Annotated in this window: 16 protein-coding genes and 1 pseudogene; 3 read left to right on the forward strand and 14 right to left on the reverse strand. The window is 42.0% G+C overall.

The features are described from left to right. Positions 1 to 20: 20 nt before the first annotated feature. The gene (locus tag JMW64_RS07585) at positions 21 to 1,163 is read right to left on the reverse strand and encodes a M14 family metallopeptidase (protein ID WP_201553873.1); all 1,143 of its coding nucleotides are present in this window, start codon (positions 1,161 to 1,163) and stop codon (positions 21 to 23) included. Here JMW64_RS07585 and JMW64_RS07590 point away from each other — a divergent pair. Next, positions 1,158 to 1,781, forward strand: a complete 624-nt coding sequence (locus JMW64_RS07590; protein ID WP_201553874.1) for an IS1595 family transposase — start codon at positions 1,158 to 1,160, stop codon at positions 1,779 to 1,781. The genes JMW64_RS07585 and JMW64_RS07590 overlap by 6 nt on opposite strands. Before the next feature lie 61 nt (positions 1,782 to 1,842). On the opposite strand, the gene JMW64_RS07595 is transcribed toward JMW64_RS07590, so the two are convergent. Next, entirely contained in the window at positions 1,843 to 2,418 is a 576-nt protein-coding gene (locus JMW64_RS07595; RefSeq protein WP_201553875.1) for a hypothetical protein, read from the reverse strand. Between the two features lie 183 nt (positions 2,419 to 2,601). Next, a complete protein-coding gene (locus tag JMW64_RS07600; RefSeq protein ID WP_201553876.1) occupies positions 2,602 to 3,546 on the reverse strand; it encodes a D-Ala-D-Ala carboxypeptidase family metallohydrolase in 945 nt (314 codons plus the stop codon). Positions 3,547 to 3,809: 263 nt separating this feature from the next. On the opposite strand from JMW64_RS07600, the gene rodA reads away from it, so the two are divergent. After that, positions 3,810 to 4,952, forward strand: coding sequence for a rod shape-determining protein RodA (gene rodA, locus JMW64_RS07605; RefSeq protein ID WP_055124925.1), 1,143 nt, complete (start codon positions 3,810 to 3,812; stop codon positions 4,950 to 4,952). A 1,193-nt stretch (positions 4,953 to 6,145) separates the two neighbouring features. After that, positions 6,146 to 6,487, forward strand: a pseudogene (locus tag JMW64_RS14265) (septal ring lytic transglycosylase RlpA family protein); the annotation flags it as partial. Between the two features lie 171 nt (positions 6,488 to 6,658). Here the strand turns inward: JMW64_RS14265 and radA are convergent. The 11 genes from radA to JMW64_RS07665 form a co-directional block, all read right to left on the reverse strand. Then, a complete protein-coding gene (gene radA / locus JMW64_RS07615; protein ID WP_201539688.1) occupies positions 6,659 to 8,098 on the reverse strand; it encodes a DNA repair protein RadA in 1,440 nt (479 codons plus the stop codon). Positions 8,099 to 8,454: 356 nt separating this feature from the next. After that, entirely contained in the window at positions 8,455 to 9,234 is a 780-nt protein-coding gene (lptB, locus tag JMW64_RS07620; protein ID WP_406947490.1) for an LPS export ABC transporter ATP-binding protein, read from the reverse strand. A 79-nt stretch (positions 9,235 to 9,313) separates the two neighbouring features. Beyond that, complete coding sequence (gene lptA / locus JMW64_RS07625) at positions 9,314 to 9,892, reverse strand: lipopolysaccharide transport periplasmic protein LptA (RefSeq protein ID WP_406947491.1); 579 nt, start codon at positions 9,890 to 9,892, stop codon at positions 9,314 to 9,316. 90 nt (positions 9,893 to 9,982) lie between these two features. Beyond that, a complete protein-coding gene (gene lptC / locus JMW64_RS07630) occupies positions 9,983 to 10,567 on the reverse strand; it encodes an LPS export ABC transporter periplasmic protein LptC (RefSeq protein WP_201553877.1) in 585 nt (194 codons plus the stop codon). Then, positions 10,564 to 11,130 carry a KdsC family phosphatase gene (locus JMW64_RS07635; RefSeq protein WP_060491184.1) on the reverse strand — a complete coding sequence of 189 codons (567 nt, stop codon included), beginning with the start codon at positions 11,128 to 11,130 and terminating at the stop codon, positions 10,564 to 10,566. Before JMW64_RS07635 ends, lptC begins: the two co-directional genes overlap by 4 nt. 99 nt (positions 11,131 to 11,229) lie before the next feature. After that, the gene (locus tag JMW64_RS07640; RefSeq protein ID WP_201553878.1) at positions 11,230 to 12,222 is read right to left on the reverse strand and encodes a KpsF/GutQ family sugar-phosphate isomerase; all 993 of its coding nucleotides are present in this window, start codon (positions 12,220 to 12,222) and stop codon (positions 11,230 to 11,232) included. A 229-nt stretch (positions 12,223 to 12,451) separates the two neighbouring features. After that, entirely contained in the window at positions 12,452 to 12,982 is a 531-nt protein-coding gene (gene hfq / locus JMW64_RS07645) for an RNA chaperone Hfq (RefSeq protein WP_201553881.1), read from the reverse strand. Between the two features lie 487 nt (positions 12,983 to 13,469). Further along, on the reverse strand, positions 13,470 to 14,618 hold the full coding sequence (miaA, locus tag JMW64_RS07650) for a tRNA (adenosine(37)-N6)-dimethylallyltransferase MiaA (protein WP_201553882.1): 1,149 nt from the start codon (positions 14,616 to 14,618) through the stop codon (positions 13,470 to 13,472). Between the two features lie 92 nt (positions 14,619 to 14,710). Then, positions 14,711 to 16,546, reverse strand: coding sequence for a DNA mismatch repair endonuclease MutL (gene mutL, locus JMW64_RS07655; protein WP_227694121.1), 1,836 nt, complete (start codon positions 16,544 to 16,546; stop codon positions 14,711 to 14,713). Between the two features lie 90 nt (positions 16,547 to 16,636). Next, the gene (tsaE, locus tag JMW64_RS07660; RefSeq protein WP_201553888.1) at positions 16,637 to 17,161 is read right to left on the reverse strand and encodes a tRNA (adenosine(37)-N6)-threonylcarbamoyltransferase complex ATPase subunit type 1 TsaE; all 525 of its coding nucleotides are present in this window, start codon (positions 17,159 to 17,161) and stop codon (positions 16,637 to 16,639) included. After that, complete coding sequence (locus tag JMW64_RS07665; RefSeq protein WP_045446397.1) at positions 17,154 to 17,777, reverse strand: 6-pyruvoyl trahydropterin synthase family protein; 624 nt, start codon at positions 17,775 to 17,777, stop codon at positions 17,154 to 17,156. Before JMW64_RS07665 ends, tsaE begins: the two co-directional genes overlap by 8 nt. Positions 17,778 to 18,059: the final 282 nt, after the last annotated feature.

Below are 18,059 nucleotides of genomic sequence, written 5' to 3' on the forward strand. Positions count from 1 at the left end.
AAACAATCCATCTAAATGATTCACTCACGTAAATCATCTACGACTGCCAACATAGCCACTAATGAGGCTTCTCCTAATTTCATAGAGCGCTCTGGTGACCAACCCGTATCCGCATCGGGGACATTATTGTTATCTATAAATGGCATCTCCAAGGTATTGGCAAGGCAGTCAAAACGTTCGGCAACCCAGTGAGTGGCGAGCGTCATGTTCGCTGTACCCGGTGCATCTACGTCATAGCCTTCTTCCGTCTGAAAGTCAGCACTGGCGATCTTTAACACTTCTGAGAATCTATCGCGTAGAAGTGCGAGGCGGTCACTATAATTTGGCGTACCCTGTGAGCCAGCAAGGAACACAAAAGGTATTTCTTCATCACCGTGTACATCATAAAACAAGTCAACACCCGTTTCTTCCATTTTATTAATGACATGAAAGACTTCTGGGCTGGTTTCTAAACTTGGATTTGACCAAGCACGGTTTAGGTTAGTCCCAACTGCATTGGTACGCAGATGACCTCGCACGCTACCATCTGGGTTCATATTGGGCACGATGTAGAAATTGGCTTTATCTAATAATAATTTACCCGTGGCATTATCACCATTTAATAGGCTGTGCAGTAGACCATCGACCAACCATTCGGCCATCGTCTCTCCGGGATGTTGACGTGCCGTAATCCAAATATTGCGTTTAGGCGCATCGCTATTGCTAGCGCCATCACTAATTTTGACTAAGGTTAAATCGCGCTTATCAAGTGTTTCTCCTAAATGCTCTAACGTCACCAAAGGATGCATTTGTACTGCTGCTAATAAATCTTGATGACGCTCATCACTGTAAGGGGCAAAAAAAGCAATTTGAATGGTTTCACATTCCAACTCTGACGTTATGGTTAGTTTGCCGTCTTTATAAGAAGTTGGCAGACGAAACCAATAGTCGCGATCGTACGACGCCACCGCTTGGTAATTCTCCCACCCTGCAGGAAATGCTGCATCCCCTGCATTCATAATATTGAGCACATATTGCTCACCAACCTCACCTGTCAAGCGAAAATTAAACCACTGAAAAAACTCGCCACCGACGTCCGGACGAATAGCCAATTGGATATTTTTTTTATCTTCTAAATTAATAACCTCAATATTACCAGCATCGAAATTAGCAGTGATATGCATAAATTTTCCTTAATTATTTTTGGGGCTGGAGTAACTGCTAGAACAGCCGCAGATTTGCTCGACATTCAACCTAACACTGCGGCACTTTTTTATCATAAAATAAGACTAGTGATAGATTACCATCTCTCACTAGAAGCTGATGAGCTCTTTGATGGTGAAGTCGAATTAGATGAAAGTTACTTTGGCGGCGTACGTAAAGGCAAAAGAGGTCGCGGGGCTGCTGGTAAGACAGCTGTATTTGGTATTCTAAAACGAAATGGTAAGGTTTATACCATTGTCGTAGCAGACACCAAACAGACGACTCTAATGCCTGTCATCAAACGTAAAATCAAGCCTGACAGCTTTGTTTATACTGATAGTTATCGAAGTTACAATGCGTTAGATGTGAGCGAGTTTAAACACCTCAGAGTCAATCACTCTAAAGAGTTTACTTGCGGTAAAAACAATCACATCAATGGCATTGAGAACTTTTGGAACCAGTCTAAACGAATACTCAGAAAATATAATGGGATCGATAAGAAGAACTTCCATTTATTTTTAAAAGAGTGTGAGTTTAGATTCAACTATGGATCACCGTCTACTCAGCTTAAAACTCTGAGAATATGGTGTGATGTTTAATCCTTATCTACTACAGCCCCTAAAAGTCGATAGTGGGTTGTCCATACAAAAAATAATGCTCTTAACCAGAAATAGTCACTGCCACGTCATACATGAAATTTTCAGGCTTATAAGTTGCACCATTATAGGTCAATCGAATCACGTGCTTGTCATAAGAGTCTACTTTATAATCACCATTGGCGAAGTCATGCAGCGCTGGCACTATTAGTAGCGCTTCAATTTGACTGTCGTTAATGCTCACCGAGATCTGCTGACCACTCCGTGGGTATAAAAAATAATCACAATGATTATTCACCATCACTTCTGCAGTACGCTCAACGACCTGACTGCCTATTTCTTCTTGTATGAGTTTTGGACAGATATCTGAGCGCTTTGAAGCCAGCCGAGCATAAGAGTTCTTAATATTATCTTCAATATCTTCAACGTCCTGTAAGTTTCTATCAGGATCAGTAGCAGAATCTTCGGCTGTTAGAGAGCCTTGTTCAGAAAACGTTTCTGGGCTACAAGCACTGATCAATAAAAGAGATAGCAAGACCGAACCAAACAAAGCCATATACGTGTTATTTGATTGCAAAAACGCTTTTTTTGGCTTATCAGACTTATGTGTTTTCACCATGGTTGAATACCGCTTCTTCATAAATCCTACTTACAATAGACGCTATGTTATTTCATAAACTAAATGATCATTAACCATAGTTTTTTAATACTAAACTATTCATCATTTAGCGCTGCCTTTCATCAGTATTATTATAGCGCTTTTACTCTACTTTAATTCGCTCTGGTTTATATTTATTTGATTTTTTGATAGATCATAAATGACTTAATAGCGGCACGAAGATGAGCTGCTGGCGTGATTGAAGCCCCATTTACGGTAACCATCCGTGTCTAGATGTATCGCACCCGTAGCATATAGCCCTAAACCAAAATTATGAGATTGCCCCTGATATTGCCAAAACTGGCATAAGCCATCTTGCATCGTACTGAGCCGCCATAAGTTATCTTCATACTCTGGCACCCAGATGTCGATAGCACTGGCATTCATATGCTTGCTACTATCGGCACCGCCTGCACAGTCATTAAGACCAGGACTGCGATATACCGAGCGTATTTCACTACTGATGGGTAGAATTCCTTGATGCTTCAATTCGCCGTACAAGCGTAATGTTGGGACGATATTTGCCCATAACTCCTGCGGTGGCAACTGATAAGGCTCATAGCCACATTTGCTCCAGCTTCGCGCTGTTGTGAGCAACTGCGACATAGGCGGCACATTGTGTACCCCTACCCGCGAATTTAGGTAGCGTTGAAAATCTGCCACTTGCCTAGCACGGTAGCTATTGCTATTCAACCACGCGTTAAAATCCATACTAATAGAATCAGTATAAGTACTATTGTAAGTATTGTTCGCAGTGCTGTAGCTGTTATTACTGTAAGTTGTATTATAAGCAGGCGCGCGCCGATTGACATTCATGCGCTTATTTTCTTCAATAGACAGACTGTCATCGAAATCAAAATCAAGCTGCTTTTGAGCAATCAATCCTTGCATGCTATCGCCACTCAGCATGGTAACGCCAGAATTATGGCTTGTATTATTCGTCGAAGGTCTGATGTGAGCATTACTGCTACTACCCTGACGTACTTGGATACGGAGTTCACTATTGTCGCTGATAATAGCGGCATGAACAGAGATGCTACTGGCACACATAAGTAGTGCAAGCATAAGCTTGTGAATCTGCTTATAAGGATATTTTTTTGTATTGGTCATTGCAACAAGCTACCGCTAAAAACGTTTTATCGATACTATCAAATTTTCAGCAAGCAAGCTAAACTATCGCCTCTAATCAGAGGCGTGTTATTGGTAATTAACACTTATCCTTATAATTTTTATAATTATGTGACTTTATTTCTTATGTGTTACTTTATCTACGATATTTTACTTACATAGATATAGATATGGTGCGATTACCTTTAAATGTTGATCTGATTTGAAAATTCCCTCTTACCTCAATTGCCAGACACACTTTGCCTATGTCTTCTAATCCGCAATACCGTTTTTCACGTCAGAGCCATCATTTAGGCCAAGGCCATGCGCCATCGTTATGGCAGCGTATACATATCGATCCATGGTTGACCCTCCTCTTATTGACGGTTTGCTGCATTGGTTTGACAATTTTATATAGTGCGGCCGGTCAAGATGTCGGTATGGTATTACGTCAAATGGTCAGCTATGGTGTGGCCTTTACGGTTATGTTTATCATGGCACAGATACCGCCTAGCCTTTATCGCACTTTTACACCCATCTTTTATGTAATGGGATTAATTTTATTGGTATTGGTCGATATCATCGGTGAAGTACGTATGGGTGCTCAGCGCTGGATTAATTTACCAGGGTTTGGCAGTGTGCAACCCTCAGAATTTATGAAACTTGGGATGCCAATGATGTGTGCTTGGTTTTTATCCAAGCGTGATCTACCGCCCTCTTTATCAAGCATCGTCATTACCTTAGCCTTAATCATCGTCCCTGTATTATTAATTGCAAAAGAGCCTGATCTTGGGACGTCGCTATTGGTGGCAGCCAGTGGTATCTTTGTACTTTTTTTGGCAGGGTTGTCTTGGCGATTAATTTCAGCTGCCGCCATATTAGCAATACCGCTTATTGCGATTGCTTGGAATTTTCTATTACATGATTATCAGCGTACCCGTGTCTTAACACTGCTCAATCCTGAAGCCGATGTACAGGGGGCTGGGTGGAATATCATTCAGTCAAAAACCGCCATCGGTGCGGGTGGGCTCACTGGTAAGGGCTATTTAGAAGGCACGCAGTCGCATTTACATTTTTTACCAGAAGGTCATACTGATTTTATTATCGCGGCTTTTTCAGAAGAGTTTGGTTTGTTGGGCGTAATTTTATTAATGTTCATTTATTCCTGTTTACTCCTGCGCGCCTTATATATCGCTTTCACCCATCCTGATGTATACAGTAGATTACTGGCGGGTGCAATTGCCATGTCTTTCTTTGTTTATGTATTCGTTAATGTGGGTATGGTTGGTGGTATTTTACCCGTCGTTGGCGTTCCTCTACCCTTCATTAGCTATGGTGGTACTGCGATCGTCACTTTGATGGCAGGATTTGGACTACTTATGTCCATTCACACTCACAAGCCCAGTTGATGCACAGTTACCAGTGATTCTCTAATAAACATTCAAACTTTACCTTAATGCTATTCATGTTAAAAATCAAAAAATACAGGCTATATAAAAGTCGTAAGGCGGATGAACCAGCCAATTAAAGCCTTCATTTAGAATGTTTTCACATGCAAAATGGTTGAAAATAAATATAAATCAACAACAAATTAAGGGTTTCTAACAAATTTTATTGTTTCATCATTTTATGGCAAGTCCTATAACTTGCCATAAAAATCCTCCTATCTACTTTTAATAATAAATACAAGCCATTGATTTAATTGAAATAATTAAAAATACCCTCATATTTCCTCTCATCAAAATACTTCGTTGCCAATTGGTACTGATAGATTTTAATCCTTGTTTTTTACAAATAATTGCGTTAACCTCGTTTTACTGTACTTTGATACATAACCCGTACATAGCTACTAATAAACTTTGCATTTAATTATATTTTGGTTGTAGCTCGTACGTATAGTTAGCGAATTGTAGATTCCAAGCTTTCAAATACACTACTTAATTAACGGTTTAATAACAAAGACACACGCAATACCTTCTAAAACCTTTATTAATTTAGCAATGTTAGAAAGCTTGTAAATAGCACATATAGCGGACTCGGTACTCAACCTTTGTATTCGGATTGGGTGTTCTACTAATATCGTTAGCTGTCATTTGAGCGTTTCATAAGTATCTTTGGTCGTATTATCCTGACCCGCTTATGATAATAAAATGAAAAATTACCATACCTTAAAATCTATAAAAGCCACGTTTAGTATCAATAATTATATGAAAAAAATATTGATGATGCGGCTTTAGAGTTTGTGACGCTGTTAGATTGGTCTAACATTGCCACGCTCAGTCTAGAACTATTAGAGTTAGATTTTAAAGTATAAGTTATAGAGGTATCTATGAATAAGCGTTTATCTGGTTTACTTACCATGTCAGCAGTATTGTTTGCTGGCTCCGCAGTTGCTACTAATGCAAATGCTGTAGAAGCAAAAACCTCTCTTGCGATGATTTCACAAGATAACGCCTCCCATATCGATCGTGTACTTGGTGAGCTTAGCCGTCAACATGATGGTGCATCAAGTTTGGTGAAGTCAGCACGCCAACCAACTTCATTGGCACTTAGCAGCTCGCTGTTAGCCAGTGACACCTCTCAACTGACTAATGATGAAGATGTATTAGAGCGTCTGACAGCCGTAGCCTCTAACTCGGTCAGTAAATTTAAGCAAACAGGCCTAGCCTCTTGGTATGGTCGTAAATTCCATGGTCGTAAAACAGCCAGTGGCGAAACATTCGATATGAATGGTTTGACAGCGGCGCATCGTTCACTGCCATTGAATTGCTATGTTAAAGTCACGAATAAGACCAACGGTAAAAGCGTCGTGGTAAAAGTGAATGATCGTGGTCCATTCCATGGTAACCGTGTGCTAGATTTGTCTTATGGTGCTGCCAAAAAACTCGGTATTACGGGTAAAGGTGTGGGTAATGTTGCTATTGAGCGCGTTTCAGGACCATAATTCTAAAAAAACAGTCTATTTGTATTAGACTATAAAAAGCGCCTAACACATCAGTGATTAGGCGCTTTTTATGGTTTCAGTTTATTGTATCCATTAGGCTACAGATAAAGCTGTAGCGCTTAGCAATAATTTATAAAACAAGGTGTAACCAAAATGATTAACCCTTACACCTTACAGTTCAAATGCACTTTCAATGGCATCATCGAGACGTTCAACGGCAATCACATTGATGCCTTTAAATTGAGGAGCATCCTTAGCAGGCGCATTGGCTTTTGGGATAATGGCATGCTTAAATCCATGTTTCATCGCTTCCTTTAAACGTTCTTGACCGTTCGGTACAGGGCGAATTTCACCCGACAATCCCACTTCACCAAATACGGCCAATGACGATGGCAAGGCTTTTTCTTTAATACTTGAGGCACAAGCCAACAATACCGCTAAGTCAGACCCAGTCTCTATAACCTTGACACCACCGACGACGTTGACATACACATCTTGTCCGCTGGTATGAATACCGCCATGACGATGCATGACGGCCAGCAGCATGGACAGACGCTGAAAATCCAATCCTAATGCCATTCGTCTAGGTGATCCTTGCGAATCATCGACTAACGCTTGTACCTCCACCAACAAGGGTCGTGTGCCTTCGCGGCTGACCATGACGACAGATCCAGCAACAGGTTTGTCATAGCGACTCAAAAATATCGCTGATGGATTGGCGACCTCTTTCAGCCCCATATCCGTCATACCGAAAATACCTAATTCGTTGACGGCACCGAAGCGGTTTTTAACGGCACGAATCATCCGAAAACGTGAGTCTGATTGACCTTCAAAATATAAGACCGTATCAACCATGTGTTCAAGAACGCGCGGCCCTGCGAGCGTGCCTTCCTTGGTCACGTGACCCACTAAAAATAGCGCGGTGCCAGTCTGTTTGGCATAGCGAGTCAAGATAGCCGCAGACTCTCGAATTTGACTGACGCCGCCAGGTGCAGAATTGATTGCATCCGTATAAATGGTTTGAATAGAGTCAATAATAGCGATGGCGGGCTGCTCTTGAGTCAAGGCGGCACAAATAGTTTCTACATTGGTTTCGGCAAGTACGCGTAATCTATCAGCTGGTAAATCTAAGCGTCTAGCGCGCATAGCAACCTGTGCCAATGATTCTTCACCAGTCACATACAAGGCGCTACCTGCCAATGAGTCGGCACGTGCCATATTAGTCGCAGTTTGCAGCAAAATCGTCGATTTACCGATACCAGGGTCACCGCCGATTAAAACGACTGAACCAGCAACCAATCCACCACCAAGTACACGATCAAACTCACTAATACCAGTTGGTAAGCGTGTGTCTAGCGTTACGCTCACGGCATTGAGCGGCATGACCGCACTATGCGTACCCGAATAATTTCCTGCTGGTGCACCACCTGATTCACGAGAGGCTGATCGATTTGCTGCTGGTTTAGAAACGTTTTTATTGTGATGCGGCATGCTCACATTTGGTGCTTCGACCAAGCTATTCCATTCACCGCAATCGGTACATTGCCCTGCCCACTTGCCAAAATGCGCGCCGCAATGCTGACAGACATAACTGCTCTTATTTTTTGCCATAACGTATGAACCTTATTCAAGTGTCCAATCAAGATTAATTGATAAAATATCGTGACGCTCTGATAAGCGTTAATTTGAGAATGATCTTTGAGATAAATTAGCCATCAGTACGATGGACTAGATCTTATAGAAGAGGTGATGCTAAATGTGATGAATAGCTAGATATAGGAAAAGTAGCAAGCGCTGTCTTGAGAACTTAATGGAAATTATAAATCTAACAGACAGCGTAAATAGTAGCGCGGAAAACACGTTGAAATATTAGGGATGTATTGAACATTTAAAAATACGCAGAGCTAATCGATGCGCATTTAGCAAAAATGTATTCGAGACAAGTACAATATTCAACACATCCTCATTTATACGTGAAAGTCTTTACCCAAATAAACAGCTTTCACCAATTCATTTTCTAACACTTCACTAGAAGTACCCTCAGCAATAATAGCACCTTCTGAGACGATATAAGCTTTCTCACAAATAGCCAAGGTATCGCGAACGTTATGATCAGTAATCAAAACACCAATACCACGATTTTTGAGGGTCAAAATAACGTCTTTGATATCACCAACAGAGATAGGATCCACGCCTGCAAATGGCTCATCTAATAAAATGAATTTTGGGTCAGCCGCCAATGCACGGGCAATTTCACAGCGACGACGCTCACCACCTGATACGCTCATGCCTAATGATTTTCGTACATGCTCTAGATGGAATTCACCGATTAGTTTTTCCAGCTCTTGCTTTTGCTCGCTTTTACTCAATTCTTTGCGAGTTTCTAAAATAGCCAAGATGTTGTCTTCGATAGACAATTTGCGAAAGATAGATGCTTCTTGTGGTAAATAACCAATACCCGCACGCGCACGCTCATGCATGGCATATTTAGACAGATCCATTTTTCCTAAAGTGACACGGCCTTTGTCCATATTGACCAACCCTACCACCATATAAAAGCTGGTTGTCTTCCCTGCACCATTTGGACCTAATAAACCAACGACCTGCCCTTGTTCTACGGAGAAAGAGACATCTTTCACAACCCAGCGCTTACCATAGCGTTTGCCTAGATTTTGCATTGATAGTCGCGTCGCAGGTGCTACGTTATTGTTGGTTGCTAAAGGGTTTGTATTTTTATTATCACTCATAACTTACTCATACGGTTGCAGAATTCAAGCACTGATACACTAAAGGGTGTTGATACAGTTACATTAACCATTCAGATTTTTAGCGGATGCTACTTTGGCTACCATTACTACTGGGCGGAAAAACCAACTCTACGCGCTGATTACCGCCAGCAGTTGCTTCAACATCACCAGCTTTTAGGCTATAACGAATGACATTACCCGCAAAACTTGCGCCATTTTGAACCAACTTAGCATTACCCGTCAAAGTAACAATACCAGTGACCGCATTATAATCAATCTTATTGGCTTGACCTTTTGCCAGCCCTTTTTCTTGTGTGACTACCTGTTGCATGGTTGCAGGGCGTCCGGTCGCTACTGCTGAATTGATACTGCGACCCTGTGATAGGTTAACCGTAATGTTATCAGCGGTCATTTTAAACGTACCTTGAGTGATAATGACACTACCCGAGTAGCTGGTAACGCCTGTACGCTCACTATAGGTCGCTTTATCAGCCAATAGTTTGATTTCTTGATTGGCATCTGATGGCAGCGCATGACTGTAAAGTGGTAGTGCCAGCAGCATAACCGTTGGCAGCACATGTAATTGACGCAAGCGGCACGATGTTAGATTGAAGCGTGCTAATGATGAGCGCAAATTAGGCAAAAATTTAGATGTCATAAAAATCACTCGTTTTATAATGGGTAGTAGGATTTGCAAACTTTATGCTAGCTGCTATTTTTATTACATAGTCAATAAGAGCTATTGCGATCAAAACAATGCTTTATCTTGGCGGTCAGCTGGAGTAAAAGCAACAGCCACTTGACCAAACTCATATTCACCGGTCTCAAGGTTGGCGGTCATGCTAGAAGCTTCAAACCGATTCATGCCTTGCTCAATCTTAACAGGCGCGTCACTATATACTTGCCCTGATTTAGTATTGCCTTTAAGGATACTACCTGTCACCTTTATCGGTTCAATATCTGGCGCGTCTTTATTGCCTTCACTAACCAGTGAAAAGCCCCCTGACAAACTGAGCTCACCCGTCTGCTGACTGATAGCAGCACTACCCGCTTCAATACGATAACGCTGCTCTGCCGATGGCTCCCAATTCATAGTGATGCCTGACATCTCGTCTAAATTGGTCTCTGGATTGTGCGTCAATGTTTTGGCAGTCAGCTCATACTCAGTTTCGCCTTTCTCATTAGTCTGTACCGCTTTGATATCTGTTGCTTCATAATCAACATCGGTCGCTTCCATACTAACTGGCGGCGCTACCTCTCCTTGCTGTTGAAAAAACCAACCTGCAATACCAGCAATAATCAAGGCAAGAACTATTAAAACACGAGTATTCACGACAAATTATCCTGAGTTTTTGCTGCATCAAGCGTATAGTGCGCGATGAAGTCTTGATAGTGTCCATGACCTTTCAAAATGAGGTCACATACTTCACGTACAGCGCCAGTGCCACCTGCTCGGGTGGTGACCATGTCACTGCGATTGATGACTTCAGCATGCGCATTGGGTACTGTTGCAGCAAATCCAACGGTCTGCATCGCTTTAATGTCTGGTAAATCATCGCCCATATAAGCGCAATCGGCAGCCGTGATATTGAGCGCTGGATCAAGTATGGTTAGCAGCTCATTTAAAGCAACCAGCTTATCATCACGACCTTGCACCACATAATTAACGCCCATTTCCGCGGCGCGCTTATCTACCATGGCACTGCTACGACCTGTAATAATAGCCGTCAAAATGCCATAACGTGCTAACGACTTAACGCCTACGCCATCATGGACAGAAAAGGCCTTGGTCTCGATACCATTGGCATCATAGATAATTTGACCGTTTGATAAAATACCATCGACATCCATTATCAACAGCTTTACTTGTCCGGCTTTTTTGATTAAGTCTTGCATCATGTCCCTCTTTCTTAAGGCTATTTTTTACATTTTATTGTTATAAATCGATACTGTGTGAATCTATACTGTACAAACCGATATCTTTATTAATTCTATTTATTTTACACCGGCTTGTAACAAATCATGTACCGTAATAATTGCTTCTAAACGATCTTGGTCGTCAATAATTAGCAACTGGCTAATACCATTTTCATTCATCACACTGAGCGCATCTGATGCGCGCATGGTCTTGCTAATGCGCCGTGGATTACTAACCATTACTTCACTCATCGGCGTTTGCAAATCGATGCCCTTTTCTAGACCACGGCGTAGGTCACCATCTGTAAATACCCCAACCACCTTATCATTATCATCGGTCACCACTGTCATTCCTAAGCGCCCAGCAGACATAGTAAAAAGCGCTTCTTGCAGTGGCGCTTGCTGATGAATGAGCGGCAAATCTTCCGACTTAGTATGCATTAAATCTTCAACTCGCGTTAGCAGCTGACGACCCAATGCGCCTGCTGGATGCGATAATGCGAAATCCTCTGAGGTAAAGTTGCGCGCATGGACTAAGGCAACGGCCAATGCATCGCCAAGCGCTAAGGTCGCCGTGGTACTGGAAGTAGGAGCAAGATTAAGTGGACAAGCCTCTTGCGATTTACCGAGCGTCAATACAATGTTCGCGGCACGAGGCAACATACCGCGCTTATCACGGCTAATACTAATCAGTGGAATATTTAGGTGTTTGACCACTGGCAGCAGCATCTTAATCTCATCAGACTCACCAGAGTTAGAGATAGCAAGCAGTACATCACCTTTTACCAACATGCCTAAATCTCCATGCCCAGCTTCACCAGGATGCATAAAAAAGGCTGGCGTGCCAGTAGAGGCAAACGTCGCCGCTATTTTACGCCCAATCAATCCTGACTTACCCATACCAGTGACCACGACTCGACCCTTACAAGCCAAAATAATATCGCATGCTTGTGCAAACCTATCGTCTATCTGCTCTGTTAGCAAAGCCAATGCCGATATCTCAGTGTTAATCGCTTCGATGGCCTTACTAATAAACTGCTCATGGGTTAGATTGATTTGGGTATTACTCATGGATTCGCTCTATTTTATAATGAATCAATACTGTATTTTACTATACTATGCCCAATATTAATAATAATCTAAGAAACCAATCACTAACAACTCGGCACGTCATTTCAGACCATTATTATACGTTTGTTTATACAAAAAAAACCCACTATAAAAAGCAGGTTTTGATCGGATAAATCACGTATTAGTAATGCACCTTCGATAATGAATCTTGCTCTCTAACCCTTAGTCTCTAACCATTGTTATCATTAGATCCATCATTTGGTTTTTCCTCAAAACCCGTATTTTCTGCTGGGTTTTCGAAACCACGGTCTTGACCAAAACCGCCACGCTCAAAGCCACGCTCCTGACTCTGACCAAAGCTACCACGCTCAAAACCACGATCTTGGCCTTGGCTAAAGCCGCCACGATTAAAACCACTGCGATTAGACGCAAAACCGCGTTCTTCAAAGCCACCTGTGCTAGCAGGATTACTACCGCGTTCAAATCCGCCGCCTTGATAACCTGCTGGAGCAGCGCTTTGCGGTTGGGTGCTCGTACCTGTCGTCGTACTGCTACGTGGATTACGTGCCGGCACGACGGTTGAGATAGCGTGTTTGTATACCATTTGACTGACAGTGTTTTTGAGCAATACCACGTACTGATCAAATGATTCAATCTGACCTTGCAGCTTGATACCATTGACCAAAAAAATAGAGACAGGAATGCGATCTTTGCGCAGCGAGTTCAAAAACGGATCTTGTAAAGTTTGTCCTTTTGACATGAGAGCTCTCCTAAATATTATTAATTATGTTTTAGTGCCAATTATTTTAAGTGTTAATTTAATTATAATGGCTAACGGCAGATACAATAATAAATTTTCTTTATAAAACGTATCTAAATAAACGCTACTTGTTCTTAAGTGATTCCACTTTATCGCGAATACATTATTATTGTAAATAATTAAGTAACTAGTTGTTTCATTAGTTATTTTTATCAACAAACGTCAATTAATATTGATTAAATACACAGTTAGGCTAGTATTACACCTACTATTTTGATGAATTTAAATTATAACAGCTATCTACGATTTATTTTGATACTAATTGTCATTACTTTCGAATAGTTGCATAGAGCTTTTTGCAATACTATATTTTTAGTACACCATATTGTATTTATAAGGTATTAACTCATACCATATTTTGAGACGATTTATCTCAGTTTTATCACCATTTTTAAAATGAGGACACGCCCTACTATCATTGAGAGATTTAATATAAATAGTCTCTTGCCTGCGCCATGGTAGTGAATGCTTTTACCACCATATTGCGGTCTATAGAATAGCCTTCCTCGCTAGAGGTATCGGCTGCTATCGCCCCATCCATGGAATTACTAGGCAATTGCATGACTTTGCGTAACCATGTGTACTGACGTTTTGCCAATTGTCTTGTCGCATATAATGCCTTATTTTGCATTTGCTGACAAGCAAGTGCCTCGGTCGCACCATCAGATAAGCTTGATTGAGCTGAAGACTGGAACACTTCAAAAGCACTGTAAAATTGCGCTTTGTCTAGATGAGGCTGTTCAAATACTGGGTGATCGATATGTACTAGGTATTCTAGTACTTGGCGATAACCAACGCAGCGCATGGATGGTAGATTTGGTGTTAAAGGATAGCGCTCCAGCAGACCAATGACCTCAGTCACCAACCCGTCATTCCACATGATATCTAAACGCTGCTCGATACGTGTATGCAACCATGGACGATCAGGCATGACTATCAATGCATGCCATTGCTGATTGGGATTATTTGCCAATGCCTGCTTGGGCTTTCGCTGCCAGTCACTTATAGGAATATCAGTTTGCAGATAAACTTCAACTGCTCGGGTGATGCGCTGAGTATCAGTCGCATTAAGGCGCTCATGGCTGATCGGATCTATCTCACCCAAATAGTCGTAAAGCGCACTAATGCCTTTATCTTGCCTCCACTGCTCCACACGTGCGCGAACACTATCATCACTATCAGGTACTGGAGATAGCCCGTCTAGCAGCGCCATGTAATACATCATAGTACCGCCAACCAGCAACGGTATTTTGCCATTCTCGTGACAGCTATCAATCAAACGGGCAACGTCATGCACAAATTCGGCGACGCTATAGCTCTGCATAGGATCGATAATATCAACCAAATGATGTGGATAACGCGCCAACTCAATAGCGGTTGGTTTTGCCGTACCGATATTCATATCACGATAAATCAGCGCTGAATCTACTGAAATTAGCTCATAACGCCCTGTATCATATAACTCATAAGCCAGTGCAGTCTTGCCACTTGCTGTCGGCGCCATCAAACACACCACGCTATTATCCGCTAAATTGGCGTTTAGGCGATAAGATGAGCTGTCGGATGAAAGTTGCATAGGCTTGCCTTTATTAATGATATTAGTAGCAATAAATAACTTTGAGCGGTGTCATTGCTAGAATTTGCTTATTATATTTTTTGTCGTTATAGCTATCTTGACTCAGACGCAGATAATAGCATCAATGTTGCTAATTGATTACCATCTATCGCTTTAATCGCATGCTGAGTCAGTAACGCGTCGATATCCGCCAAGAACACCATCAAATCTTGCTTTGACATCTGCATGCTCACGGCGGCAAGTTGCTGATTAATGTCATTTGCATTGTGCAACCATTGATCTTTTTTACCTGCCCTATTACTAAGTAAACTTGACTCAAATAATGAACGCATCTTTGATTGCCAATTCTCTGCACCGATCAATACACATTGGCTTTGATGATAAAACAATAACCAAGGCAGCGCTTTGTCCTCACTATATGTTGTGCCAACAGATTCGGTTAATGCCTCATTTAAATGAGTAACAACATCTAGGCAATAAGGCAAAGATGTCGAATGTATTGCGACATCGTTAGCGATATCTGTGGTGTTTTGACTTATTTTCTCAGAAACACTTGGTATGTTTACGGTTTGAGGCGAGTACCTATTGTCTGACAACTGATAGGGTTGTTTGGGCGCTTTTACCTGATGGCTTTTACTTGAATGAATGGTCGTTGATGTGTTTGGCATTACAGTCGCGAATGCATTATCGATAGACAGATTACTATCTACTATCTGACTATTACCTAGTATTTGAATAGCATTAGCAGAACTGATCGTCTCTGTAGTCACTACTGTCTTAAGTTTTGTCCGAATCGCATGGCTTACATGCGCCATAATATTATTCAGCGGACTTATTTTAATACGCTGTTTAGATGGATGCACATTGATATTGAGCCACTGAGTGGGCAAGTCAAAATAAAGCGCATAGCCAATACCCACCAACTGAGCAGTTTGGGCAAGTTGGCGTAGCTGATTGCTTATCAATGCTTCTTTTACCAGTCTGCCATTCACATAGATTAACTTTGGTAAAGTATCCTGCGAATCAGTGATAGGCCATAACCAACCATTAACGCTTGCTTGATCGCCAAAGCTATTATTAACATACTCTCTAGATGACTGCATTAAACTGGTGAGGTCTATCGCTATTTCTAACGCCTTTTTGGTTAACGACAACCCAGTCGCTTGCTCAAGACGTGCCAATGGCAAAGGATTGACATTATTATTGCCATTAGCATTTGTAGAAACGGTATTTAAAGACTTTGAATTTGAAAGCCTTGTAGTTGAAGACATGGTACTTAAAGACATCGCACTTGAAGAAAGTGACAACCGTTTTTTATGGTCATGAAAGAGCGTCAGTGCCACATCTGCTCGCGCCAAAGCCACTTCGCGCACAATCGTTTCGATATGACTGAACTCCGTCGCAATAGATTTCAAATTGCCACGGCGTGCTGGTACATTAAAATATAAATCTTTAACCGTAATGGTGGTACCACGATGATGCACAACTGGCATGAGCTTTGGCGCATCATCTAACACACCTGCGACTTGCAACTGGCGACCGATGCCACTGTCATCATGGCTACTGGTTAAAGTCAGCCGAGATACTGCCGCCGTCGCCGCCAACGCCTCCCCGCGAAAACCCAACGTCGTAATACCTTGTAAGTTAGCGACATCCGCGACTTTACTGGTTGCATGACGGGTAATTGCCATGACCATATCATCAGGATGAATACCCACGCCATTGTCGATCACTTCAATCATACCCATGCCGCCTTGGGTAATATGTATCTCAATATTGGTCGCACCAGCGTCAATGGCATTTTCTAGCAGCTCTTTGACTACGGCTGCTGGGCGTGTCACTACCTCACCCGCTGCCAATTGATTAATAAGCAGCGGCGATAGTTTTTTGATGCGAGTATAAGAATGATTGTCTGGCATTTGCGGCATTAAGAGGTATCGTTGTTTTACGTGATGATAAGTCGTACTGGCAGATATTGATGATTTATATTAGGGTCTGTTAAATATTCAAATGTATAATTAAATCTTAACAGAGGATAAATCCAAGCCTTGCGCTTGTCCAGCCTTCGATAGCCGCAGCTCAACTTGACGAGACTCATTATCCTTATCAGTGCTAGTAGCTTGCGTCATATCGATAAACAAGGTCGGCGGCGGTAAATAGCTGTCTGCGCGGCTGGCCCATTCGATGATAACCAACGCGTTTGGCTCATCCAGATATTCATCAAAACCGATAAAAGACAGCTCTTCTGGGTCTTGCAGACGATACAAATCCGCGTGGTAAACTGGCTTGATTAAGCCATCTTTTTGCTCGATGCTATAAGGCTCAACCAAAGTATAAGTCGGGCTTTTGACGGCACCTGCATGCCCGAGCGCCTGCAACCAATAGCGAGTCAGAGTCGTTTTACCTGCCCCTAAATCACCTGCTAACCAGACACTACCTGTCAATGGCAACGCTGCCAATTGCTCAGCCAAACGCTGAGTATCGGCTTCTGTATACAGTGTCAGCGTCTTAGCGTTTTTTTCCTCTGTTGTACTATTAGGCATCGGGCTTACCTACCTGCACTTGCGTCTGTACCTGCATAGTCACCGTTGGGTTAATAAAGCTTTCACCGCGGATCAATTTGGCATATAGCTCAGGGTCGTGCCACTCGGCACTGACTTGATCGCTAAACTCAAACGCTTCTAGATGAAGCTTACCCATTTGCTCATTCGCCACATCATCAGCAAAGCACTGCGCGTAACCGGTAGCGGTTTCATGTGCAATCACCGAGTAAACGCTGACATCAGATTCACCGTTTTGCATTTGGGTTTGTTTTAAAATTTCTTGCGCCCAAAAGAATATCACGCGTGAAAACTGCTCTGCCGATGGCGATACTGGCAAGCTTATCCAGCGCGCACTGAATTTTTTACAGGCAGCGACATACTCAGGGTCGTCTTTATTCCAAAAACAAATCGCGTGATCAAAGCTATCGATAATGTCCTTGATAGACGATTTTAATAAGCCAAAATCATAGACCATTTGCCCATGATCCAAGCGCTTCGCCTCAAGAATCAGTTCAATCTGATAACTATGACCATGGATAGAGTGTTTGCAGCGCTCAGAGCTACAATTACGCACAATATGTGCATTTTCAAATTTAAAAAGTTTACGGATACGCATAACAATCAACCAAAACAGTAAGCATTTTTATGCTAAATATGAATATTATAAAAGTTTGCCGCGACGACTTATCGGCTTGTGGCTTATTATAGCAAATCGTGATGACTCCGTAAGTAAGCACTTATTAATAGCAGTATTGACTAAATAAATCCATGGCATCGAAAATCTACTTATACAACCCATTTATCAGACAAATTTTTAGAAGTAGCATTAAACAAGGGATGAATACAGGATTGACTCGAATCGTAGGTGAATTGTGCTAGTGCTATCTATTGCGACCCC

It is taken from the genome of Psychrobacter immobilis, assembly GCF_904846065.1.
GTDB classification, from domain to species: Bacteria; Pseudomonadota; Gammaproteobacteria; order Pseudomonadales; family Moraxellaceae; genus Psychrobacter; species Psychrobacter immobilis_H.

Excerpts from the sequence above, each read along its gene's own strand:
- lptB (WP_406947490.1), bottom strand. The coding sequence starts at position 9,234 with ATGAGTGATAATAAAAATACAAACCCTTTAGCAACCAACAATAACGTA.
- rodA (WP_055124925.1), top strand. The coding sequence starts at position 3,810 with ATGTCTTCTAATCCGCAATACCGTTTTTCACGTCAGAGCCATCATTTA.
- tsaE (WP_201553888.1), bottom strand. The coding sequence starts at position 17,161 with ATGCCTAATAGTACAACAGAGGAAAAAAACGCTAAGACGCTGACACTG.
- lptA (WP_406947491.1), bottom strand. The coding sequence starts at position 9,892 with ATGACATCTAAATTTTTGCCTAATTTGCGCTCATCATTAGCACGCTTC.
- radA (WP_201539688.1), bottom strand. The coding sequence starts at position 8,098 with ATGGCAAAAAATAAGAGCAGTTATGTCTGTCAGCATTGCGGCGCGCAT.
- JMW64_RS07600 (WP_201553876.1), bottom strand. The coding sequence starts at position 3,546 with ATGACCAATACAAAAAAATATCCTTATAAGCAGATTCACAAGCTTATG.
- JMW64_RS07635 (WP_060491184.1), bottom strand. The coding sequence starts at position 11,130 with ATGCAAGACTTAATCAAAAAAGCCGGACAAGTAAAGCTGTTGATAATG.
- miaA (WP_201553882.1), bottom strand. The coding sequence starts at position 14,618 with ATGCAACTTTCATCCGACAGCTCATCTTATCGCCTAAACGCCAATTTA.
- JMW64_RS07665 (WP_045446397.1), bottom strand. The coding sequence starts at position 17,777 with ATGCGTATCCGTAAACTTTTTAAATTTGAAAATGCACATATTGTGCGT.
- mutL (WP_227694121.1), bottom strand. The coding sequence starts at position 16,546 with ATGCCGCAAATGCCAGACAATCATTCTTATACTCGCATCAAAAAACTA.
- JMW64_RS07590 (WP_201553874.1), top strand. The coding sequence starts at position 1,158 with ATGCATAAATTTTCCTTAATTATTTTTGGGGCTGGAGTAACTGCTAGA.
- JMW64_RS07595 (WP_201553875.1), bottom strand. The coding sequence starts at position 2,418 with ATGAAGAAGCGGTATTCAACCATGGTGAAAACACATAAGTCTGATAAG.
- hfq (WP_201553881.1), bottom strand. The coding sequence starts at position 12,982 with ATGTCAAAAGGACAAACTTTACAAGATCCGTTTTTGAACTCGCTGCGC.
- JMW64_RS07585 (WP_201553873.1), bottom strand. The coding sequence starts at position 1,163 with ATGCATATCACTGCTAATTTCGATGCTGGTAATATTGAGGTTATTAAT.
- JMW64_RS07640 (WP_201553878.1), bottom strand. The coding sequence starts at position 12,222 with ATGAGTAATACCCAAATCAATCTAACCCATGAGCAGTTTATTAGTAAG.